This is a genomic window from Zobellia laminariae (genome assembly GCF_030553095.1).
Taxonomy (GTDB): Bacteria; Bacteroidota; Bacteroidia; order Flavobacteriales; family Flavobacteriaceae; genus Zobellia; species Zobellia laminariae.
Map to the genome: position 1 here is coordinate 3,809,196 of NZ_CP130738.1, position 21,573 is coordinate 3,830,768.

Sequence of the window (21,573 nt, forward strand, 5' to 3'; positions counted from 1 at the left end):
CTGTTTATTTGGTATGGTTTATTGTTGTTCCAATAATTCATGCATTTGCTTTCCCGCAAGCAGAAAGGCGCCGCAACCATATTCTACAGTGTCATTTTCACTGAGCGCAAATGGGCTAGACCCGACTTTTTGAACATAACCGATTTTTCCGTCTGCGTTTATACATTTAACAAGTCCGCTCCATGCTTTATTTACATGAGGTAAGTACACTTCTTTATCTAATACTCCATTGTTTACGCCCCATGCCATAGCATAGCAGAAGAAAGCGCTAGCACTAAATTCCTTAACGGGGTATTGCTCAACATCTAAAAGGGAAGTACGCCACATGCCATCTTCACCCTGTAGCGAGGCAATTTCCTCCATCATTTCTAGGTATAACTCCTTGTATTTTTTTCGGCTATGGAAGTCTCCAGGAGTGTAAGTAAGCATATCCACTAAGCCTCCAACGACCCAGCCATTACCTCTTCCCCAAAATATTTTTTTCCCGTTTTCAGTTTTTAAAACATCACCTTCTTTATCCCATTTAAATCGGTCATCACGATAAAATAAATGGTCTTCTTTACTGTATAAATGGTCATAGGTATCCCAAAACCGGACATCCATTTCATTTAAATATTTTCTTTTTCCTGAAGAGGTATATAATTTTAACCATGCAGGAGGCGCCATAAACAAGGCATCTGCCCAAGACCAATTGGTGTCTCCATTCCACCCAACAACAGGTCCTCTTTTAGGATTATCGATAATGTAATCTACTCGCTCATACATATCTTCCAATACTTTAGGGTCTCTGTTTACCAGAAAAATATCAGTATACACACGGCCTATAGCAAATTCATCTGCATGTCTTTGGCGTTCTCCTAGTTTATAATCAACCTCTTGACACAACCCATCAACATAATTAAAAATCTCTTGGTCTTTGGTAAGGTCGTAATAGGCCATCATGCCCGATAAGAAAGTTGCTCTTACCCAATTATGTGTGGTTAGCGGTTCAATAATACCCATAAGGGATATACATAACATGGGGCAGGTTATTGATTTGCCAAGTAGAGGTTAAATCCATCAACTCTAAAACACCTTTTTGGGACATAGGGTTTATATCCTGTATTGCTGTGTTATTTTTTGATATCTGGGCAGGCGTAATTACGGAAGAGTTACTATTGCAACCCCACAGGACTATGCAAATTAGGGAGCATAATGTTTTTTGAATTTTCATTTAAAGCTGATTTTATTTAAGTTTTATTCTGAAAAAAAGTATAGCTTTTTCTTAACTTCAGTGATGCATTTTTTAGAGAGTAATAACTGTTTCAAATTCAAATAAAAATGAGCTTATTTATCATTTGTTTATGAATTTATAATATTGAAATAGGTATTTCTAACTCTAGAGTAAAAGTATGATGAGAATACAAGATTAGGGAGGGGGTAATAGTTTGAAAAGAGGGGGTAATCACGCTCAGGTGATTGTAAACAGGCCTTACAGGCCTATTTGAAGTCAGTGCGGTTTTAAATAAAACAATTGCTATGGTAGTAGCAGGGGAAACCAATCAAACTCAGATTGTTTTTTTGAAGATTTAAATGAGCAATACAATTATTGAGGTTTAGCAAAAACCTAAATTTCTTGCGGAACTAATGGGACTTTTCATTAGAGTAATTATAGGTGTTTTTGGTGGAGTTATTTTAATCTCAATGTACCATTGTAGCGATTAAAAAAAACAATAGAATAAGCTCTTAATCGATACTTTCAGCGATAAGCTTTAAAAGAAAAGTTTCCCGTTCAATAGACATTCCTTTTTTATCACTTGTGGCCATTGTTGCTGTATTGTGTTTTATGGCTTCGTGAATATTGATCCATTTGGCTTTCATCCCATTTTTTGTTTCGTAAAGCTCCATATTTGGAATGCCCAGTTCTTTGCTAATATCGCATGTGTAGCAATAAGAAATCATATGTTGAACGTCAAAACCGGGCTTGTGCCAAGGTCTGTATTCTTCATATACGCCAAAGGGCTTAATGTTTCTAATATTTTGCGCTCCAGTCTCTTCACTAAGTTCTCGCATCATTCCTTCAATTTTATCTTCTCCAGAATCAAGACCTCCGCCCAAGGCTATAATCTTCATAGCGTTCAGTGTAGAGTAGGAGAATGGTATTTCCTTGAATTGCGATACTCCTTGTAGCTAACCTCGTGAAAATAGATTTATTCTCTAACGTTTTTACTTCAGGATGGTAATGGGTTTTCAAATTTTGCATTCAGAAATTCAAATTTTTAAATTGAAAATAATAAGGAGGGCTACTTCTTGTACATCGTCTTTTAGCGGTGTCAAAGCTATGCCTATTTTTACATTCTTTAAGTACGGCTTAAGTATGATTTCCTAGCTTTTAGGATATGGGCAAAATCTTCATTTTACAACACCTTTTTTTGCTTCCCTTTTTCGTAAATAATGCATTGAACTTTTTCTAAAAATGAGGTAAGGAAAACTTATTCCAATGGCCAAAACGCATAATATGAATATGGCTTTTATCCCATTAGAATAGGTATATGAAAGTAATTTAACAAACTCATGTTCACTAAATTCTTTGCTACCTGCAAGTTCCACAAAACCAATCATCATGCGGTACAAAAAGAGACCGGGTATCATTGGAATTACAGATGGAATAGCAATAGTTAATGGTGGTTTTTTAATGTAAAGGGCTAAAAAATAGCTAGAAAAACCGACCATTATCGCACCAAAAAAAGACGCAATAATAATGTTAAAATTGAAAAAGAGTAACCCTGTCTTTATAAAAACACCTGTGGCACCAAGAAAAAATATTGTTGCTAGTGAAGAACGATTTGCATTAAGCAAAACAGCAAAGCCAATGGCAGCAACTCCTCCGGCAAAAGCTTTTAATATAAGATGAATATAGTCCATGTTTTAGAAGTTGAAAATTACAATTGAACAAATCATTCCTATGGCAATCATAATAGAAAATATTAATCCATTGGTAAGTCGTATTATTCCGTTAAGCAAGTTTCCATCTATAAAATCGATAAAGGAGTTGATTAAAGGAACACCCGGAATAAGAAATAAAACCGAAGTGGCAAATCCTTGTTCTAAGCCTCCTTCTGGAAAGAAATGTCTGAAAGTGCCTGCTATCATCGTTGCTGTAAATGCTGCCATAATACACACAAGTTTGGATTCAAATGAATACGGGTTGTTTCTTGCTTAACAAAAAGCCCAATAAAGGTAGCAGCAAAACAAACGGCCATTGAAAAGAGGTTTCCATCAGAAAGGAAACAAAAACCTGCACCGGCAAACGAAACTGCACTTAAAATAACTAGCCGATTATATGGAGGTGTTTTTTCTAGCTTATCAAGCTCACTACTAATGCGGTCCAACTCCCATTTGTCGTTTTCAATACTCATACCTATTAGGCTGATTCCTGAAACAATTTTGAAATTAACTCCTATAGGTATAGTCCGTTTTATATTATTGAAAACAGGTTCTTCTTGGCTATTTAGTAACGTTAGTATAATTGCTCTATGCGTAATGAGTGCATCGGCATTCATGTCGTAAGCGTTGGCAATTCTGTACAAAATTATTCTTATACGAGCGGTACAAGCACCTGAACTTTGCAACATTGAACTGATTCTTAGTAGAATCATTCCAATTTTTTGAATTTCATTTTTCTCCAACTTTTTCATTTTAGTAAAAGTAACCATATACCAACAAATTTTGACTTGAATTGTTAAGGAATGCGGTACCTAATAAATGTTATTTTATAAGCTGATAACACCAATAATGGAAGGTAACGTACCTTAAATTGGCAGTATTTAGGTTGATTGAAGACCCTACTTGTTTCTCTATTTAATTGGTTGCGATTATCAATTGCAATTATATCAAGGATAATTGCATTTTTTGGTGATTTTATTAAGTAGAAAACCGAGTTTAAGTCTGCGTTAGAAAGATAGGGGAATATATGTATTATGGAATATATCCAATGTATCGGAATATTTCCTAATTTTGTATATTCCAAAAATGTATAAAAAACAATGTCTCAGCAGTCCTATGCCATCGTTGCCGTAAATACGGTAGCAGTTACAGAACATTTTCATCGACTTATCGAAATTTCTGTTATACGGATTACTAACCAAATGGAAGTGGAGCGGTTTACAAGCTTACTAAATCCACAAATGCATATTGGTGCTGAATTAACCGAGGTTACTGGTTTGGATGATGATATGGTTAGGTTTGAGCCTGTTTTTCGTGAAATAGCAGAAGAAATATTGCGTCTTCTTGAAGGGGCTGTTTTGGTCTCTTTTTCGGATTTGGCTTATAGGGTTCTAAGAAGCGAGTTTAAGAAAATTGGATATAAGTTTGTAAACCCCACCTTATATATTTCTAAACTTGTAAATGAGCGCTTTCCCGAAGAATCAATGGATTTAAGGGGGCTATCCGAACATTTTGGTATTCCAGTCAATGACTTAAACCGTTGTGACGGTATGGCCACATGGACAGCAGCATGGTTAGATAAATTGGGTTTAAATAGCAATCAAAATGAAAATCATGCGGTAGAATATTATGATAGAAGAATGCTGTACCAACAGCGAGAAATGGATCTTAATTCTTTAGAACGAAAACCAGGGGTATATTACTTTAAGGATAGTAATGACGCAATCATTTACGTGGGTAAGGCGGTAAGATTAAGAGATAGGGTTAAAAGTCATTTTAACAGCAAATTGGAACGGGAGTATGCTCTTTGCGAAGAAACGGCGGATATCGATTTTGTTTACACAGGCAGTAATCTAATAGCAGAACTACTAGAATCTGATGAGATAAAGCTACATCACCCTAAATATAATATTGCCCAAAAGAAACCTACTGCGCCTTTCATTATTGCTTCTAAGGAAAATAAAAAAGGTTATCTGCAGCTTTCTATTATTCGCAAAGATTATCCGGATTCTGTTAACGAGGTATATTATAATAGAAATTCTGTTGCAGAAAAACTCATGGAGGTTTGCAAGGAATATAACCTTTGCCCAAAATTTTCTGGATTCCATAGAATTCAGGGTAAATGCAACCATGAAAAGATATCAAATTGCCCGTCTGCTTGCATGGGAGAGGAGGACCCTGAACTTTATAATGCTAGAGTAAAAACAGCATTGAAATTTCTAGAATCCAATCTTAATAATTTCGCAATTAAGTTGAAAGGAAGAAAAGAAGGGGAAATGGGTTTTGTACTAGTCCGTGACGGCGTTTACGCCGGATTCGGTTTTGTAGGAATGAACGATCAGATAGCCTCTCCAGAAGATTTTGAAAATTACCTTGTCCATAAAACCCACTCTTATCATACCACTCGTATAATTGATACGTTCATCAGGAAGCCACAAAACAAGTCAAAAATTATTTATCTAGATAGTGATGTATTGGTTTAACTAATAGATTAAAAATTCTGGAAAAACTTCATCTTTAAGTGCATTCCATTCTTCTTTTATGATGCTATAATACACATCAGTTCTGCTTTCTCCATTTGCAGCCACGTAGTTATTTCTAAAAACACCCTCTTTCTGAGCACCTAAATTTTCTATTGCTTTTTGAGACCTTAGGTTATCTCTATCTGTACTAAATTGTATTCTTTTAAATCCAATCGTTTCAAAACCAAACTTCAATAATTCATACTTGCAGGCTTTGTTCAATCCTGTACCTTGAAAATCTGTACCATACCATGTCCAGCCAATTTCACACTTTTTACTTGCGGCATTCACATTGCCGAATCTCGTACAACCGGCAACTTTATCAGTTTCCTTGTCAATAATTAAAAATGGATAACAAAGACGGTTATTTTTGTCCTTAATCGTTTTTGCGATATAGTTTTTTAACCCTTGTTCATTATTTACGCTCATGCCCATGAACTCCCATATTTCTTTATCGAAGATGATATCTTTGAGTTCTTCATTTCTTGGATTATCAAAAGGAAGAAGCAACACTCTATCGTTTTCAAGTTGAATGTCTGATTTTAGAATTTTTACTTTCATGTTTTAAGCTTGTTGCCAACTTTATTGGTTAAATGGTTAAGAACGTCATTTAGAAATTAAAAACCTAATAGAGAGTCTGTGGAGACCATGATAAGGAGAAATGGTTGTAGATTTTTAATAGATTTAATTGTATTTCTCATAAATCCGTAGCGTACGATATTCAATTCATTATTTTATTTGTCGCTGCATTTTTATTTACAATATCTAGATATCTGAAGTACAGTTTAAAATAATGCATGATTACCACTTAAAGCGATTGCTTTTAAGTTGACTGAGTCATACTAAAATAGGTTTTTTACATAGTGTAAGCGCCTATGTAAAAAATAGGCGAGTTTGAAAAAGATTATTACTTTTGCAACAGACATTTACTAAGATTTTAGAGTTGCTTTAGAGAGGATTAACCTACTGCCTAACAATTCAATAAAAACGGAGTGTATGCAACCTATCTTTAACTACCGTAATGTTACGGTTAAGATAAATTGCACTCCTTTATAGAAATTATTTAATGAGCGAATTCCAATACCTAGCAAGGTTAAGATCTGGGCATAAAATCTATAATTACAGTACCAATAAAATTTTACTGGCATAGCATACAGGAAAAACTTTAACTATGTCGCTCTATTTAATTATACTTCTATTTTCGCTTGCCGGACCTCTAGCTTTGAGTTTCGAGAAAAATCTTAGACTCTATAAACGTTGGAAATATCTGCTTCCTGCAATTTTAATAACAATGCTTGTTTTTGTTATTTGGGATATTATTTTCACGCATAACGGATATTGGTTTTTCAACCCAATTTATAATTCTGGAATCTATATAAATAAGCTTCCTTTGGAAGAGTACTTGTTTTTTATTGTCATTCCGTATGCTTGTGCGTTCTCTTTTTACGCAATTCAGTTTCATTTTCCAAAATATAAGTTAAATGAGCAGTGGACAAAAATTGTAACTTTTCTATTGGCGGTAGCATCAGTCCTCATGTCATTTTTAAATAGAGACTATACCTATACTTTTATTGTTCTACTTGTTTTGCCGGTGATACTCTTACTGAGCTATTATTTTGCTAGAGAAGTGTTACAATATTATTTAGCTATCTATCTTATCTTACTAATTCCATTTTTTATCATCAACGGAATCTTAACGGGTACAGGAATTGAACAACCTGTTTTTGATTATAGTCCTCAGGCTATTTTGGGGATTCGTATTCTTTCAGTTCCTATAGAAGATATGTTTTATAATTTTTCGTTGCTTTTATTACCATTGGCGTTAACCCATGTCTTTGAAACGAGATCTAAAAAAACTAAGAACGCATGAAAATTGCTGTAATTGGTTCTGGAATTGGTGGCTTGGCTACTGCGTGCAGATTAGCATCTAAGGGACATGAAGTAACTGTATTTGAAAAAAACGATTCTCCTGGTGGGAAAATAAGTGAGATTAATATGGAAGGGTATCGTTTTGATACCGGACCATCCTTATTTACATTGCCAGAATTAGTAGAAGAGCTTTACAGTGCAGCTGGTGTAACTGTTCCAGCAACTTTTGCTTACAAAAAGCTTGATGTGCTATGCAAGTATTTCTTCAAATCAGGTGAAAATCTTATTGCTTGGTCTGACCAGCAAAAATTCACGGATGAATGTGTAGAAAAACTAGGAGAAGACCCTTCTAATATCACTAGATATTTTAAAAGTGCGTCATTAATTTACAAAATTACCGCAGATATTTTCCTTTTTAACTCCTTGCATAAAATTAAAAATTTATTGAAGTTTTCGGTTTTAAAATCGCTGCTTCAAGTTCATAAGATACGCTTTTATAAAACCATGCATGAAGATAATAAGAGCAGTTTTAAAAGTCCATTGCTTATTCAATTGTTTGATAGGTATGCTACTTATAACGGATCTAATCCATATAAGGCACCTGCAACACTAAATGTAATAGCACATCTAGAAAACAATCTGGGAGCCTATTTTCCGGAACAAGGCATGTATTCTATTGTAAAGAGCATTTATGACCTCGCCTTAAAAAAAGGGGTTTGTTTTAAATTTAATTCGCTGGTGACATCCATCGATATAAAAAATAATAAAGCGGTTGGAGTAAGCGTAGGGGACGAGAAGTTTGCTTTTGATAGCGTTGTATCAGATTCGGATATTAATTATGTGGTTAATAATCTGATGGATCACCCACAAAAAAAACAAATAGAGCGTTTAGAACCTTCATCATCCGCCTTGGTATTTTATTGGGGAGTGAACAAAGAATTTCCAGAGTTAGACTTGCATAATATTCTTTTTAGCGGTGATTATAAAGAAGAGTTTACGAATCTATTTCAGGAGAAAACCATTCATAATGACCCTACAGTTTATATTTTTGTGAGTTCAAAAATGGTAAAAAGTGATGCTCCTAAAAATTGCGAAAATTGGTTTGTAATGGTGAACGCTCCTTCTAACAGCAAAGAGAATTGGGATGAACTAATACGTGTTACCAAACAGAACATCATTAATAAATCAATAAATCTCTTAAAACAAATATTGAAGACCATATAGAATATGAGAAGATTGCATCTCCTATAACCATTGAGCAAAATACCCTTAGTAAAGGGGGAGCGCTTTATGGGAATTCTTCTAATTCTATGTTTGCTGCATTTTTAAGGCATCCAAACTTTCTTAAAAGTGTAAAAAACTTGTATTTTGTTGGTGGAAGCGTCCACCCCGGTGGCGGAATACCGCTCTGTTTAGCCAGTGCTAAAATTGTTGCTAATGAAATACCTGCATCATAGATGAACCGGATAATTAAATATTTAGTTAACGAGGGTCTTCCAAAAACTTTTATAGTTTTTTACTGTGTTGGTTTGGTCTTATATGCTATGCCGCTCACGCACGATTTATTTAAGCTAATTACTCCATACACCTTGGTTTTAGTAACAGGGGCCATTTTAATGCATCATAAAGAATGGAATATAAAAACGATTGCAGTTTTAGCAAGTATTTTTATATTGAGTATCATAACTGAAATTATTGGTGTAGCAACCGGCAAATTATTTGGGGTGTATGCTTACGGGCAAGGACTTGGTATAAAAATAATAGATGTACCCGTTGTTATTGGTCTTAACTGGGTTTTCTTAGTGTATGCCTCTAATGGTATTATCTCTAAATACACATCTAAAAGCGGCCCGATTATTATAGGTGGAGCATCACTAATGATACTTTACGATATTTTACTTGAAAAAGTAGCGCCTTTAATGGACATGTGGGAATTTTTAAAAAACGATCCTCCTATAAATAACTATGTGGTTTGGTTCCTGTTGGCTCTATTATTTAATTGGGCAATTCAGTATTTTAAAATAGACACGCATAATAGACCGGCTCGCTGGCTGTTTTTCATTCAATTCGGCTTTTTTATTGGTATAGTTATTCTAAATGAATTCAACATAAATTAGTAATGATACGAGCCAATCATAGCAAATTATGGGTTAGAATATCTAAATATTATACAAAGATATTTATAGGCTTTTTTTTCGGTAATGTAAAGTATATTGGTGATTACGAAGAAAAAGGACTTCCTATTCTTATGTTAAGCAATCATTTTTCGTTTTACGATGGCTTTATCCAAATCTTATTAAACTTCAAGGTTTTTAACCGGAGGTTTTATTTTATGATGCTTGAAAAAGAGTTGAGTAAAAACATGCTGTTAACCAAAATAGGGGCTAGTTCCATTAGTAAAGGGAAACGGTCTAGTTTAGAGAGTCTGGGGTATGCTGTTGAATTGTTACAGGATAAAGAAAACCTATTTTTATTTTTCCCGCAAGGAAAGATTAAGAGCATATACATACGAGAGTTTACTTTTGAAAAAGGCTTACTTTCACATGTTTTAGAAAACGTAAAAAACGATTTTCAGTTGGTTTTTAATATCAACTTGATTAATTATGGAACCAATCTTAGACCAGATTTATGTGTGTATTATGAAACACAGACCATAAATGCAGATACCACTGCCGAAGATGTAGAAAGAGAATTTAATCGTTTTGCCAAAGCGTGTTTTACAAAACTAGGAGCCTAAATGATTTATTTCTGTTATTTTCTTATGGGCTTGCTCATTATCAGGTTGCTTGTGGCGCTCGTTAATTACCTTTCGTTTGCTTATTTACCAAAGGTGGCTCCATTGGCCAATGAGCCTAATATTTCCGTTTTAATACCCGCTCGCGATGAGGAAGAGAACATTGGGACCTTACTAGATCAATTAGCTACTTTGGAGTACAGCGCTCTTGAAATCATTGTGTATAACGATAACTCAACCGATAGTACGGGAAGCATCGTTAAACAGTGGGAAACAAAGAACCTCAATATTAAACTTATAAACGGAGGAAAACTTCCACAGGGTTGGTTAGGAAAGAATCATGCCTGTCACCAACTCTCAAAAGCTGCTACCGGAGATGTGTTACTTTTTTTAGATGCAGACGTTAGCGTAAGAAAAGATTTGATTAAACGTAGCATTAGCCATTTTCAGAAATATGAGCTTCACTTGCTATCTATATTCCCAAAGCAAATAGCGAAGTCTTTAGGAGAAAAAGTTTCGGTACCGCTAATGAACTGGATTTTATTGAGTTTACTGCCACTTTCTCTAATTAGGAATTCAAAGAATGAAGCCTTTTCAGCCGCCAATGGGCAATTCATGATGTTTAAAGCAGTTACTTATAAAGATATATGGCCGCATGAAAAATGTAAGGCCCATAGGGTAGAAGACATTGCTATTATAAAATTATTTAAACAGAAAGGTTTAGCCTGTGATACACTCTTAGGAGATGCTGATATTTCTTGCCGTATGTATGACGGGCTAGAAACTGCTGTTGAGGGATTTACAAAAAACATTTTTCAATTTTTTGGAAATAGTATTTTGGTAACGGTTTCTTTTGGAATTATAACTACAATTGCGCCATTCGTACTCTATTTTAATATGGGTATATGGTGGTTTATCGCTTATATGGTTGGCATAGTGTCAATTCGTTTTTTGTAAGTTTGGCAAGCCAACAATCAGTTATTCAAAACATAGTATTGGCATTACCGCAACACTCAGTATTTCTTGTAATCATAATAAAAGGACTCATTAACAACCAACAGAAGCGATTAATATGGAAAGGCCGCAATATATTACAAGATTAGTTATTGTGATTTTCACTTTGTTGCTTACAATGCAATCTGGTTTTTCTCAGGATACTACCTACCGCGATTCAATTTACAAAGCATATTCTAGAGGAAAGATGCATAAGTGGTATGAACTCATGCAGACTTGCGAAAAGAATGTAAATGAGAATAATTTAGATGAGCAATTAGAGCTCATCAGTTATTATTACGGGTATACGGCTTGGTTAATTGGTGCCGAAAAATATGATACTGCAGAAGATTACATTGAGAAATCCGAGCAAATTATTGATAAGTTATTAGATCAATCACCCAAAAATGCAACCCTTCTGGCCTACAAAGGAGCTTACATTGCCTTTACCATTGGTATCTCAAAGTTTAAGGCTGTTTACTTGGGGCCCAAAAGCATGCGGTATATAAATGAATCTATAGAGCTAGACCCAGAGAATATTCAAGGTAATATAGAGAAGGGAAACTCAATGTATTATCGTCCAGCGGTTTTTGGTGGAGATAAGACGGAAGCAATAGAATACTACGTAAAGGCGGTTAAAAGTTTTGAAAAACAAGGACTGGTAGTTAATAATTGGATGTATATAAATACCATGACAGCTTTAGGGCAAGCCTACGAAGCTACCGATCAAATACAGCTAGCCAAACTGTGTTATGAGAAAATAATTCGCATTTTCCCTAACTTTATGTGGGTTGAAGATGAACTCTATCCAGATATGCTGAAGCGTAATAATCTATGATATTTAGCAACAGCACCATGAAATTTGATATGTACAAAACAACATTATATAGCATAAAACTACTACTGCTATTGGCTTTTGTTGTTAATCCAGCAACTACTTATGCCCAAAGTATTCCTGATGATGTTGATTTAGATAAAATCCCTCCACGTATTATTAGGGCTTGTTGTGCTTTTGGATATGACCTAAAATTATGGGGCGTGCCATTTGTAAATATTGATCAGGTGATTAGTGTAGACGATTTAAACGAGCATCACTATATGGGTAATAAGAGTGAAGGTATTGGAACCATTTATTCTCATAAAGGAGGCTTTATAGACATTGGACACTTACGAGATCAAATTGATTGGACGCGCTATTTGTATACCGTTATCTTAAACAGTAGAGGTAAAGGAGAAGTAATTTTGCCTTTGCGGAACGAAGCAGGACGGAAGACTTTATATTTGAATATACCAGTAGAACTTACTAGTAGCGACTGTATTCTATTAGCGGGAAAAATAACATATGACTTTTCTCTGTGGCATGAGATATCTACTTGGTTTGGAGCATCGACCATTCCTTTAATGCCAGAGAAATTTTCTAGTTTCTCGGTAGAGGATGTATATTCCAATTTACTTGGTATTCACGTAGGCATGCAAGCCTTGCATTCTAAGCTGCCTTTTAACGCTGCGGCAACAAAGATTATCGTATCTACATTAGATAGTTTAGCTGTTGTTAAAACGGCACAAGAAACTTACGATGCCTATGATGCGGTTAATCATAAATGGTACACGAATAAAAAGCGAATACCCCGTAAAAGTGTTACGCTAAAACGTGATCCAGATGTTCTTAATTCAAGTAGTCCTGGATAGTTCCTAATCAAACAGATACTATTAGCAATCCAATTACTTTAGATGTTCCTCTTTTAGATACTAAGGGTGAGTTGCTTACCAATTTTTATCAGTTTACTATTGATCTTAATCACAGATTTCCTGTTGAAGAGATTTTTCCAAATCGTGAAAGTAGTCTTATTAACCAAAATGATTTTGGTGTACTACTAAATAGAATTACGAATGATTTAGAAATCATGGAAGGGAATACTTTGGCGGAGAGTAAATAATGCTTTTGATTGTTGTCAGCATGTTTACAAAGATTGCAATTTTTAGGCTATGTTTGAAGAAGTTTTCGCCTGTTTTGTATAAGCTTCAGTCTTGGTATAAAAACTATTGAATTTTCAAACCAAGACTGAAGCGACTTTAGCTAATTCTTATTGAATAGCCTGTATTAAAATTATACATTGTTTGGTACAATTCGTCTTTTATTCTCTGCTGACTTTTTTTTGCCTTTAAAAAATAAAAACAAGTTTATGAATAACATAATTCCCAGATATATAGAAAAGCCTCCAATTTTATAGCTTAACTTTTCTATTAATACCTGATAGGTATCAGATGAAATTCGTAATTGCATGATAAGAAGAGCATATCCAATATTTAATAAATAAAATCCTGTTTCAAATAATTTGTTTGTAGCAAAAGCAATTTCTTCTCTACCATTAAATATATCTAGCATGTATATTTTTCCATTCTTAAATAAAGTTTTAGAAACGTATAGAGTTAAAAATATTACTATTGGTAAATAGATTGCGTAGGCGATTAGAACTTTTGAAGTTTCCATATTTTTGATTTTAAGTTTATATTAATTTGTTAATGAATTTCTTAATTAGATAAATATTGGAATAATGTAATACGGCAATTATTAGGATAATGATTGCTGTTTTTTTTGATAGTACTTCAATTAAATTAATAACAGACCCAATTTTGTTCCACGTTATTAGGGTGATAGTGGAGTAGCCGATATTCAATAAATAATAGCCTATTAACAAGGTTTTGTTTATCTGAATAGATAGTTCAATTTCTTTTTTCATTAGACTTCTAATAAATATATTTCCATTACGGTAACATATATTACCTACTCTAACTATTATGATTACCGTAAAGAATAAATAAATTCCGTATCCAATTATATTTAAATTCATTATCTATATTTTTGAAGTTTCAGAAATAAATGAAACTTTAATTCAAATTTTTTATTTTATTAATTTCACGAGTAACTTACTCAACCAATTCTCCTTGTATTGCGTAACTTTATCCAGTACGTTATCTGCTTTTAAAACAAAATCATACAACTTTTCAGTTTGTTGAATAAATTCATTTTCAGCTTTAGATTTATTACTTTTAATAGAAGAAACTTCTTTTAAAATTCTTAGAGCGGGTTTTATTTCCCTTTTACTACGCTCTTGTGCAATGGTAACAGCTAATTTATCTAAGTCTTTTTCAGCACTAAAAAATTCTTTTCTTTCACCAGTCTTTGATTCCTTAAAAACAATTCCCCAGTCAATTAAAGCTCTAATATTCATAGATGCATTTCCACGTGAAATTTGAAGCTCATCCATAATTTCTTCGATTGATAATACTTCTGTAGAAATCATCAATAAAGCATGAATCTGTGCCATGGTTTTATTAATTCCCCATTGCGAGCCAAGTGCTCCCCAAGTTTGAATATATTTTCTCTTAGCTTCTTTAAATTCCATGGTTCAAATATACAAAAGTTTTTAAACTTTCAGATATTATTGAAACTTTATTTTTTTTACTCTAAGATTATGTTATTTATTTTGCAATAGGCGCTACTAAAACTAAGGTCTAAATAGTTTATGTAATCTGAATTTTATAAAACAAATATTTAAATCATAAGTCATACCTCTAATCTTTTAGGTATTAAGTGATTCGGGAAAATCGATATCATATATTATGGATTTTTACAATATAAACGGCGGTAAATGATATATCGATTTTAATAAAAGGAATACTTCTTTTCTTAGTCAGACTTTAATATGTTAGTACGTCGGACAGACTTAAAACCATCGTTTTTTGAAAGAAGAAATCAGTATTTCACAACTGCAGGAAAAATTCCCTAACGGAAAAATCAAAAATTATGAAAAGGGTCATACTATATGCTTTATTCATAAGAAAGTAAGAACGTTTAGGTGGCTTTTAGAAGGTAGCATAGCGTACTATATCCCTACTGACAATCCTGATAAAGATGTATTAGTCTGCCAAAACTCTGAGCCGTTTTCTACTTTAGGTCTTAATGGGTTCACTACACCAAAACGCTATATCTACAAGGTGTTAATAGCTTCTCAAAAAGCGGTATTCTTTGAAATTCCTTTTGAACAAATTGAAACGTATTTGCAAGAAGGGCATCAAAATATACTTCTTAAAAATATTGGGGCAAAGCTATATCACCTTTTACACACAGCACTATTAAAGCAATCGGAATTATTAAATCCGGTTCGGTTTCAGCCTTTTGTGGAAGATCGTAAATTTCATGTTTCACCAGTAACGGAAAAGGAAGAAATTATCTCTCTTATGAGACGTTCTCCATTTTTAGATTATTTTGAGGAGAAACAATTGTCTGCCATGGCAACATTTGCAGAGCGTAGAGAATATGAAGCAGATGAAGTTTTATATGTTCAGGACGGTTCTAGTAATGGGTTATTTATTTTAATTGATGGAGAGGTCACTATTAAGCGGATTGAGAATTCAATTGAAATTAAACAGCGTTCCATCAAGAATTCGGGATTTGTGTTTGGTTGGTCTTGTCTGTTAAAACAGAAGGATAGCTGTTCTGCAATTACGCGTACCAGAACCTCTGCTTATTTCATTCATGATCATGATTTAATGGGTTTGTTTCAAAAAGATGATGTTTTCGAAGGTCATTTTTTTCAGCGTTTAATATGGTTTATGGGAAATCAACTTAACGCTGCATTCATAAGATATGTGGGCTTACTTGGTAAACATAATCTTCAGGCGGTATTTCAGCTGATTAAGAACAATAAATCGCGCTTATCTGTTTCATCTCCTTTACACCAAGTGCCACATCTTTTAAAAAGCAACAATACTAAAAAACTGGCTTATGATGCCCTAACTTCATTGTTGGATAATGGTAGTGCTCTAGAAAGGCATATTGCATCTTTAAGTTTGGAGTTGTTGACGGAAGATAAGAAAGAGTGCAATTTTATAAGTGGATTGGAGAAAATCTATTCAAACGTTGCGGAAAGAGATGCTACGGACCTTGATTATAATCGGAAAGTTTGCGCTACATTAACCAAGGAGGTTTTTGAAAATGTACCTTATGTAATTGAGGGATGGGAAAATTTACCCGAGACTACAGGCCATATTTTTACCTATAACCACTTGGTTAATGATACACATTATACGTTAAATAATAGCTTTCAAATTACATTGGATTCGCATTTTATAAGTGCTAAGGTCCTGCATGAAAAATACGGAAAACCTGGTATTAGAACCGTCCGTATTGGTAGAGGGCAAGAATATGGTCACCAAAATTATTATGACAATTTGGGCCACATTAATGTGTTTACCAAAGATTCTGAGCTTACGTCATCTGAACATATGGAACAGGCACGAAACATATTTTATGAAGAAGCTTCTAAACACTTAAGCAACAACTATAATCTAATTATTAGTCCAGAAGGAACCTCTTATAGAACCGAAGAATCTCCATGGACCCTTTAGAATGGGAGCTTTTAAATTGGCTGCCGGTCAGGAAAAAGAACCGCTAATAGTGCCTATAGTCATGGTAAATTTTGATGATAGAATAGGACGGTCTTTATTTTATTGTAAAATAGGGGAGCCCTTTTTATTAAGTGAAAAGGTAGCATCAAAAAAGAACGATGATATTTATGCGTTTGTGCTAGAGTATCAAGCGCAATATAAAATTGATGTTCAAAAAGCAAGAAATAGGGCAGAGGAATTATTTGCATCTCCAGGCGGGAAGGTCAATAAGGAAGAGCCGCCTGCAATGTGGTCCAATGAAATTAAAAGATTAAAAAGAAGGGTAACAAAATTAAAGACCCAAGAAAATCTCATTGCAATTTATGGAAGTTCTTCAGTGCGTTTATGGGTACATATGCAAAGAGATTTGCTCCCTTTTAATACTGTAAATCTTGGTTTTGGAGGTTCTACATTTGCTTGGTGTATTCATTATTTTGATGAAATATTTGAAGAGGTCAACCCTTCTAAAATAGTTCTTTACGCAGGTGAAAATGATTTGAATCAAGGAAGGACTCCACAAGAAGTATTGGCAGATTGTCACGAATTAGTGGGCATGATTAAAGCCAAATATCCAGACGTAGCTTTGGCCTTGATAAGTTTAAAACCAAGCGTTGAGCGGGAGCAGATGATTCCGTTGATCATAGAAACCAATTTGTTGCTTTCTAAATATGTAATTTCCGATTTAAATGCGCAATTTATAAACGTGTTTAACCATATGATCAGCAGTGATAACAGACCCATACCAGAATTATATCTATCAGATGGGTTACATCTAAATAAAGAAGGATATGCCATCTGGAGCAGCGTCATTAAAGATGCTTTGCAGTCTGTGGCTTTGTTAGAATTAGAAAACTAAAACTTCGCCTACTGCATTATAGAAGGGCTTAATTCTTTATAGCATTTTGCTTAATATTTCTTTCATCATTTTAGCTGCTAAAAAGGCGGTCATATTTTGAAAATCTCTATTTGGATTATATTCTACAATATCAGCTCCAATGATTTCAGAATCAATGTTTTGAATTAAGTTTATTACTTCTCTAGAAGTTAATCCTCCGGGTTCATGATGAGAAACCCACAGGAGCAAATGCCGGGTCAAAACCATCCATGTCCAAAGAGATATATAAAGGGTTTTTAAATTTTGGAATTTGGCTTAAATCCAAATCCTTCATTTGATGTATTTCAACATTAAATTTATCGGCCTGTTGGGTCTGATGTGTATTTAATGTTCTAATTCCAACTTGTACTAATTTAACAGCAAAACCATTCTCCATAATTCTTGCGAAAGGGCAGGCGTGAGAATACTTATCTCCTTTAAAATTATCGTACAAATCACAGTGCGCATCAATATGTAGAATGTCTAATTTGGGGTATTTCTCGTTATGAGCCTTAATTATAGGGAAGGTTATGGAATGGTCCCCACCTAGGGTTAAAACTTTAGCACCAGAATTAAGGTGTTTTTTCGTTATTCGTTCAATATCAAAGTATTCAGTTATGTCAAAATCACCTTTATCATCAATTGCTGAATTTTCTATGCTGACTAGGTTTTCTGCATACATATTTGCAGAACCACAATTTAAAGCTTCTCTAATTAATGGCGGAGCTAGTTTAGGTCCTTTTTGATAAGAAGATTTTTCGTCGAATTTTATTCCCTGTATACTTATTTTTTTCATTCTATTTCTATTATTGGGCAACGGTCTTGTATATTAAAAGTTTAATGAATTAAGCACTCACAAGCAGCTTTTAAATATGTTTTTTCGGATAGCGTTTAACCTCATTTTCGTTGCCTGAATTCTTGGCACTCACTTGTCCTTTTTGAAGAGTTAAAAACGTCAATTTGACATTTTTTCGAAATGAAATTATGACAATTATTCTGAAAAATTGACAGCGGAAAACACAATTATAAGAAAATATTTATCAGAAAATAGATTTCTCTTGCTTTGGTATTTTTTTTGATTTTCAAAAGTAGAAATCAATTAGGATTTCAAATTTAAAATAATGTTTAATTTAAAATTTTGTAATTATGAGCAATTTAGTAAGTGTTCCTAAAAACGAAAATTTAGTGAACAGTAATTTAAATCAAAACTTCCCAGTATTGTCAAATTGGTTTGATGATATTTTTAATCGGGACCTGCCGTCAGTATTAACATCAAACTTTAATACTGGAATTACTTTGCCAAAAGTAAACATCAAAGAAACTGCCGATGCTTTTATGGTAGATGTGGCAGTTCCGGGTCTAAAAAAGTCAGATTTTCATATTGAGATTGATAATCAAGTATTATCGATATCAACAGAAACAAGTGAAAAAAGTGAACACAAAGAAGAAAATTATACTCGTAGAGAGTTTGGTTACTCTTCTTTCAAAAGGACCTTTACGCTTCCTGAAAGTGTAAATGATGAAAAAATTAATGCGAGTTATAATGACGGCATTTTGAATATTCTATTACCAAAAAAAGAAGAGGCAAAACAGAAGCCTGCCAGAAGCATTAAGATTTCTTAATAGATTTCACTTAACTTTTTTTGATTAAAGTATGAAGTACTGAAGGAGACCGATTAATTGGTCTCCTTCTATACTACTAAAACGTTTAATCTTTAAATTTTAATGTTATGCCAAGAAAGTTTAAATCTGGAGATTGGGTAAAAGTCAGAGGAAAACTTACCGCTCCAAAAATGCAAGTTCTTAAATATGTTCAAAAAAAGATTTAATACTTGGTTCGGTTGATTATGACAGTTATTTGGAATGTGTTTGGTATAAAAATGGGGAACGAATTTGCCAAGTGTTCCACCAAAATAAATTGATTAGAACGATAGAGACTGGTGGTTTGTTCAAGACATTTTTAACAAACCATAAATTAAGTTTATCTTAAAAATATAAAGCGATGAAAAAATATATTTTATTATTTATGATTGGCTTATTAAGTGCCAGTTGCGACGGTCAAAAAAATGATGTAAAAAACACGGAAACAAAAGAGAGTGTAAAAAGTATAGTGGAACAACCAAAAGGTTATGGAAAGTTAATAAAGAATTTGATGAAAACGGAAATCTAATTGGATATGACAGTATATATTCTTGGTCGGCAAATACGCAATTAGATAAGCTGTCAAATCTTAACAAGGATAGTTTACTGCAATCTTTTAAATCTAGATTCTTTACTGATTTTTCAGATTTTGAAAATAAAGGATTTGACGATGTTTTTTCAAAAGATTCCCTTTTTAGTAAACACTACTTTAATGACGACTTTTTTGAAAGTGAGTTTGGTAAAGACTATATGGACATAGAAAAAATAACCCAACGGATGATTGCTAGGCAAAAGAAATTTTTGGAAAAATATCATTCAGAATTTATCAAACCAGAAGACGAAAACTAAATAGTTTTCGTCTTTTTTTTTCTTGCTCTAATATAGCTGGTCCTACCTAGAATTAATTAAAGTCCCTGTTCAGTATTCTTTGTTTTAACACTAATCCATTTTAAAACAAAATAATAAACTCAACTTTCTGTAAACGAACTTCAGGCTTTTAAAAGCCACTTTCTTCGGCCATTTTCACTACACCTACGGTTAGGATTAAATTAGCGAAACGGCGCTGTTCTCCCGTTTGGATAATTAAGGTAGTGTTAGGATTTCTAATTTTGTCATAGAAAGCCCAACGTTCCATCTCATCTAAGGTTACATCTCCCAATAATTTTTTATAGGCGTCATGTATCTCTGCATTAGCTTCTGCAGGCTTTTCCATAACAATTGCACCTTGTACTGGGCAAACTTCTAGTATGCCTTCAAGCACGGTAAGCGCATCTAAAAGTCCTGGACGAAAGTTAAGATGTACGGTGGTGGAGTTAGGCCCTGTCATAGCGCCAACGGGTAAATTACCGTCTGCAATGACAACTTGTGCAAAATGACCAGAACGCGCAAGCGCTTCCATAATTGTTGGGTGTATTACCGGAGTCTTTAGCATAAATTTATTTTTAGAAAAAGGGTTAAAACAAAACACTAGGCGCTATTCGGCTCCTAGTGTTTTATAGTTCTTAACGAACAATCATATTATATGTAATAGGGAACTACATATTGTAGACACCGCCATTAATATCTAGTGTTGCACCAGTAATAAAACCGTCGTATTCAGATGCCAGATACAAAACTGCACGGGCTACGTCTGCTGCATTACCTGCGCGTTGTATTGGAATACCGGCCGTTGTTTCTGCCGCAGATTCTTTTGTTGTATGTGTGTTATGAAAAGAAGTGCCAAGGATAAGACCTGGAGAGACAGCATTTACTCTAGTTCCTTGAGGTCCTAATTCTGCGGAAAGTGCTCTTGTGAATGTTAAGATAGCTCCTTTACTGGTAGAGTAGGCTAATGATCCTGGGTGCCCGCCTTTACGTCCGGCTAGTGATGCCAAGTTAACAATGCTACTGTTATCATTTTTAGCTAAATAAGGAGCTGCGGCTTTCGTCACAAACATCATAGAGGTAAGGTTAATGTCCATTACCTTGTGCCAGAATTCAGTCTCCATTTCATTCAACATTCTACGTGCAACAAGAGAACCTGCGTTGTTAATCAATATATCTAGACCACCAAAAGCTTCTACTGTTTTTTGAACCATTGCATTCGCATCGGCTTCTTTTGTAAGGTCACCACCAATAGCAACCGCTTTTTGTCCTTTGCTAGTAGCATATTCTACCAATTGGTTTGCGGTATCAGCGCTAGAAAAATAGTGAATGGCAACATTGGCTCCGCTATCAATAAAGTGTTTAGTGATTGATTCTCCAATTCCTTGAGCGCCAGCGGTGATGAGAACATTCTTTCCGGCAATCTTATTGTTTTCCATGGTATTCCTAATTAATAAATTTGATAATCATAGTAAAATTACTACTTGTCTTTATAGACGAACAATTTATATTTTTTCAAATATAATTTAATATGGCTCGTATTTATAAAAACTGAAGCAATATGTGTCGTTTTTCCTTTAATCTTGCGTGTTATAGTGGCAATTGGTTACTAATGCATAACATCCGCTTTCTCTTTTTACCCTAATTTTCGCAATGTCCGTTCTGGAATATTCCTGAGTATCTTAGAGTCAATACAACAT

Annotated in this window: 23 protein-coding genes and 1 pseudogene; 13 read left to right on the plus strand and 11 right to left on the minus strand. The window is 34.0% G+C overall.

Going from position 1 to position 21,573, the window contains the following annotated elements; all coding sequences use genetic code 11:
• Nucleotides 1-18: 18 nt before the first annotated feature.
• The 4 genes and pseudogenes from Q5W13_RS18260 to Q5W13_RS18280 all read right to left on the minus strand — a co-directional run bounded on the left by Q5W13_RS18260 (nucleotide 19) and on the right by Q5W13_RS18280 (nucleotide 3,695).
• A complete protein-coding gene (locus tag Q5W13_RS18260; protein WP_304443986.1) occupies nucleotides 19-1,020 on the minus strand; it encodes a glycoside hydrolase family 88/105 protein in 1,002 nt (333 codons plus the stop codon).
• Between the two features lie 705 nt (nucleotides 1,021-1,725).
• Entirely contained in the window at nucleotides 1,726-2,112 is a 387-nt protein-coding gene (locus Q5W13_RS18265) for an NUDIX domain-containing protein (protein ID WP_304443987.1), read from the minus strand.
• A 279-nt stretch (nucleotides 2,113-2,391) separates the two neighbouring features.
• Nucleotides 2,392-2,904, minus strand: coding sequence for a threonine/serine exporter family protein (locus Q5W13_RS18270; protein ID WP_214611042.1), 513 nt, complete (start codon nucleotides 2,902-2,904; stop codon nucleotides 2,392-2,394).
• A gap of 3 nt (nucleotides 2,905-2,907) precedes the next feature.
• Nucleotides 2,908-3,695: pseudogene (locus tag Q5W13_RS18280) on the minus strand (threonine/serine exporter family protein).
• Between the two features lie 330 nt (nucleotides 3,696-4,025).
• Between Q5W13_RS18280 and Q5W13_RS18285 the strand changes: the two are divergent.
• On the plus strand, nucleotides 4,026-5,408 hold the full coding sequence (locus Q5W13_RS18285; protein ID WP_304443990.1) for an exonuclease domain-containing protein: 1,383 nt from the start codon (nucleotides 4,026-4,028) through the stop codon (nucleotides 5,406-5,408).
• Here the strand turns inward: Q5W13_RS18285 and Q5W13_RS18290 are convergent, their stop codons facing one another.
• Nucleotides 5,409-6,008, minus strand: coding sequence for a GNAT family N-acetyltransferase (locus tag Q5W13_RS18290; RefSeq protein ID WP_304443991.1), 600 nt, complete (start codon nucleotides 6,006-6,008; stop codon nucleotides 5,409-5,411). It abuts the gene before it with no gap.
• A 610-nt stretch (nucleotides 6,009-6,618) separates the two neighbouring features.
• Between Q5W13_RS18290 and Q5W13_RS18295 the strand changes: the two genes are divergently transcribed.
• The 8 genes from Q5W13_RS18295 (at nucleotide 6,619) to Q5W13_RS18330 (ending at nucleotide 12,980) form a co-directional block, all read left to right on the plus strand.
• Nucleotides 6,619-7,317 carry a lycopene cyclase domain-containing protein gene (locus tag Q5W13_RS18295; RefSeq protein WP_304443992.1) on the plus strand — a complete coding sequence of 233 codons (699 nt, stop codon included), beginning with the start codon at nucleotides 6,619-6,621 and terminating at the stop codon, nucleotides 7,315-7,317.
• Nucleotides 7,314-8,540, plus strand: a complete 1,227-nt coding sequence (locus Q5W13_RS18300) for a phytoene desaturase family protein (RefSeq protein WP_304443993.1) — start codon at nucleotides 7,314-7,316, stop codon at nucleotides 8,538-8,540. The genes Q5W13_RS18295 and Q5W13_RS18300 overlap by 4 nt, the downstream gene beginning before the upstream one ends.
• Before the next feature lie 320 nt (nucleotides 8,541-8,860).
• Complete coding sequence (locus tag Q5W13_RS18305; protein ID WP_304443994.1) at nucleotides 8,861-9,433, plus strand: carotenoid biosynthesis protein; 573 nt, start codon at nucleotides 8,861-8,863, stop codon at nucleotides 9,431-9,433.
• A 2-nt stretch (nucleotides 9,434-9,435) separates the two neighbouring features.
• The gene (locus Q5W13_RS18310; RefSeq protein ID WP_304443995.1) at nucleotides 9,436-10,053 is read left to right on the plus strand and encodes a 1-acyl-sn-glycerol-3-phosphate acyltransferase; all 618 of its coding nucleotides are present in this window, start codon (nucleotides 9,436-9,438) and stop codon (nucleotides 10,051-10,053) included.
• Nucleotides 10,054-11,007: a glycosyltransferase family 2 protein gene (locus Q5W13_RS18315; RefSeq protein WP_304443996.1), complete on the plus strand. Its 954-nt coding sequence runs from the start codon at nucleotides 10,054-10,056 to the stop codon at nucleotides 11,005-11,007. It abuts the gene before it with no gap.
• 115 nt (nucleotides 11,008-11,122) lie between these two features.
• Complete coding sequence (locus Q5W13_RS18320) at nucleotides 11,123-11,881, plus strand: tetratricopeptide repeat protein (protein ID WP_304443997.1); 759 nt, start codon at nucleotides 11,123-11,125, stop codon at nucleotides 11,879-11,881.
• A 17-nt stretch (nucleotides 11,882-11,898) separates the two neighbouring features.
• Nucleotides 11,899-12,732 (plus strand): DUF4056 domain-containing protein, encoded by an 834-nt coding sequence (locus Q5W13_RS18325; protein WP_304443998.1) that lies wholly within the window; start codon nucleotides 11,899-11,901, stop codon nucleotides 12,730-12,732.
• Nucleotides 12,733-12,803: 71 nt separating this feature from the next.
• The gene (locus Q5W13_RS18330; protein WP_304443999.1) at nucleotides 12,804-12,980 is read left to right on the plus strand and encodes a hypothetical protein; all 177 of its coding nucleotides are present in this window, start codon (nucleotides 12,804-12,806) and stop codon (nucleotides 12,978-12,980) included.
• A gap of 170 nt (nucleotides 12,981-13,150) precedes the next feature.
• Here Q5W13_RS18330 and Q5W13_RS18335 read toward each other — a convergent pair whose 3' ends face one another.
• Together Q5W13_RS18335 and Q5W13_RS18340 are read right to left on the minus strand one after the other, a co-directional pair.
• On the minus strand, nucleotides 13,151-13,534 hold the full coding sequence (locus Q5W13_RS18335; protein ID WP_304444000.1) for a hypothetical protein: 384 nt from the start codon (nucleotides 13,532-13,534) through the stop codon (nucleotides 13,151-13,153).
• 412 nt (nucleotides 13,535-13,946) lie between these two features.
• Complete coding sequence (locus Q5W13_RS18340; protein ID WP_304444001.1) at nucleotides 13,947-14,450, minus strand: GbsR/MarR family transcriptional regulator; 504 nt, start codon at nucleotides 14,448-14,450, stop codon at nucleotides 13,947-13,949.
• A gap of 337 nt (nucleotides 14,451-14,787) precedes the next feature.
• Between Q5W13_RS18340 and Q5W13_RS18345 the strand changes: the two genes are divergently transcribed.
• Both Q5W13_RS18345 and Q5W13_RS18350 read left to right on the plus strand, forming a co-directional pair.
• Complete coding sequence (locus tag Q5W13_RS18345) at nucleotides 14,788-16,455, plus strand: cyclic nucleotide-binding domain-containing protein (RefSeq protein WP_304444002.1); 1,668 nt, start codon at nucleotides 14,788-14,790, stop codon at nucleotides 16,453-16,455.
• Between the two features lies 1 nt (nucleotide 16,456).
• On the plus strand, nucleotides 16,457-17,350 hold the full coding sequence (locus Q5W13_RS18350; RefSeq protein WP_304444003.1) for an SGNH/GDSL hydrolase family protein: 894 nt from the start codon (nucleotides 16,457-16,459) through the stop codon (nucleotides 17,348-17,350).
• A 36-nt stretch (nucleotides 17,351-17,386) separates the two neighbouring features.
• Here the strand turns inward: Q5W13_RS18350 and Q5W13_RS18355 are convergent, their stop codons facing one another.
• Complete coding sequence (locus Q5W13_RS18355) at nucleotides 17,387-17,578, minus strand: arginase family protein (protein ID WP_304444004.1); 192 nt, start codon at nucleotides 17,576-17,578, stop codon at nucleotides 17,387-17,389.
• On the minus strand, nucleotides 17,553-18,164 hold the full coding sequence (locus Q5W13_RS18360) for an arginase family protein (RefSeq protein ID WP_304444005.1): 612 nt from the start codon (nucleotides 18,162-18,164) through the stop codon (nucleotides 17,553-17,555). Before Q5W13_RS18360 ends, Q5W13_RS18355 begins: the two co-directional genes overlap by 26 nt.
• A 350-nt stretch (nucleotides 18,165-18,514) precedes the next feature.
• Here Q5W13_RS18360 and Q5W13_RS18365 point away from each other — a divergent pair, with 350 nt between their 5' ends.
• Nucleotides 18,515-18,991 carry an Hsp20/alpha crystallin family protein gene (locus Q5W13_RS18365; RefSeq protein ID WP_155596077.1) on the plus strand — a complete coding sequence of 159 codons (477 nt, stop codon included), beginning with the start codon at nucleotides 18,515-18,517 and terminating at the stop codon, nucleotides 18,989-18,991.
• A gap of 379 nt (nucleotides 18,992-19,370) precedes the next feature.
• Nucleotides 19,371-19,538: a hypothetical protein gene (locus Q5W13_RS18370; RefSeq protein WP_304444006.1), complete on the plus strand. Its 168-nt coding sequence runs from the start codon at nucleotides 19,371-19,373 to the stop codon at nucleotides 19,536-19,538.
• Nucleotides 19,539-20,006: 468 nt separating this feature from the next.
• Here Q5W13_RS18370 and Q5W13_RS18375 read toward each other — a convergent pair whose 3' ends face one another.
• Nucleotides 20,007-20,441, minus strand: coding sequence for an RbsD/FucU domain-containing protein (locus tag Q5W13_RS18375; RefSeq protein WP_304444007.1), 435 nt, complete (start codon nucleotides 20,439-20,441; stop codon nucleotides 20,007-20,009).
• Between the two features lie 103 nt (nucleotides 20,442-20,544).
• Nucleotides 20,545-21,312, minus strand: coding sequence for an SDR family NAD(P)-dependent oxidoreductase (locus Q5W13_RS18380; RefSeq protein WP_304444008.1), 768 nt, complete (start codon nucleotides 21,310-21,312; stop codon nucleotides 20,545-20,547).
• Nucleotides 21,313-21,573: the final 261 nt, after the last annotated feature.

Coding starts and splice junctions, on each gene's coding strand:
- Q5W13_RS18260 (WP_304443986.1), bottom strand. CDS start 1,020: ATGTTATGTATATCCCTTATGGGTATTATTGAACCGCTAACCACACAT.
- Q5W13_RS18265 (WP_304443987.1), bottom strand. CDS start 2,112: ATGAAGATTATAGCCTTGGGCGGAGGTCTTGATTCTGGAGAAGATAAA.
- Q5W13_RS18270 (WP_214611042.1), bottom strand. CDS start 2,904: ATGGACTATATTCATCTTATATTAAAAGCTTTTGCCGGAGGAGTTGCT.
- Q5W13_RS18285 (WP_304443990.1), top strand. CDS start 4,026: ATGTCTCAGCAGTCCTATGCCATCGTTGCCGTAAATACGGTAGCAGTT.
- Q5W13_RS18290 (WP_304443991.1), bottom strand. CDS start 6,008: ATGAAAGTAAAAATTCTAAAATCAGACATTCAACTTGAAAACGATAGA.
- Q5W13_RS18295 (WP_304443992.1), top strand. CDS start 6,619: ATGTCGCTCTATTTAATTATACTTCTATTTTCGCTTGCCGGACCTCTA.
- Q5W13_RS18300 (WP_304443993.1), top strand. CDS start 7,314: ATGAAAATTGCTGTAATTGGTTCTGGAATTGGTGGCTTGGCTACTGCG.
- Q5W13_RS18305 (WP_304443994.1), top strand. CDS start 8,861: ATGCCGCTCACGCACGATTTATTTAAGCTAATTACTCCATACACCTTG.
- Q5W13_RS18310 (WP_304443995.1), top strand. CDS start 9,436: ATGATACGAGCCAATCATAGCAAATTATGGGTTAGAATATCTAAATAT.
- Q5W13_RS18315 (WP_304443996.1), top strand. CDS start 10,054: ATGATTTATTTCTGTTATTTTCTTATGGGCTTGCTCATTATCAGGTTG.
- Q5W13_RS18320 (WP_304443997.1), top strand. CDS start 11,123: ATGGAAAGGCCGCAATATATTACAAGATTAGTTATTGTGATTTTCACT.
- Q5W13_RS18325 (WP_304443998.1), top strand. CDS start 11,899: ATGAAATTTGATATGTACAAAACAACATTATATAGCATAAAACTACTA.
- Q5W13_RS18335 (WP_304444000.1), bottom strand. CDS start 13,534: ATGGAAACTTCAAAAGTTCTAATCGCCTACGCAATCTATTTACCAATA.
- Q5W13_RS18340 (WP_304444001.1), bottom strand. CDS start 14,450: ATGGAATTTAAAGAAGCTAAGAGAAAATATATTCAAACTTGGGGAGCA.
- Q5W13_RS18350 (WP_304444003.1), top strand. CDS start 16,457: ATGGGAGCTTTTAAATTGGCTGCCGGTCAGGAAAAAGAACCGCTAATA.
- Q5W13_RS18360 (WP_304444005.1), bottom strand. CDS start 18,164: ATGAAAAAAATAAGTATACAGGGAATAAAATTCGACGAAAAATCTTCT.
- Q5W13_RS18365 (WP_155596077.1), top strand. CDS start 18,515: ATGAGCAATTTAGTAAGTGTTCCTAAAAACGAAAATTTAGTGAACAGT.
- Q5W13_RS18370 (WP_304444006.1), top strand. CDS start 19,371: ATGAAAAAATATATTTTATTATTTATGATTGGCTTATTAAGTGCCAGT.
- Q5W13_RS18375 (WP_304444007.1), bottom strand. CDS start 20,441: ATGCTAAAGACTCCGGTAATACACCCAACAATTATGGAAGCGCTTGCG.
- Q5W13_RS18380 (WP_304444008.1), bottom strand. CDS start 21,312: ATGGAAAACAATAAGATTGCCGGAAAGAATGTTCTCATCACCGCTGGC.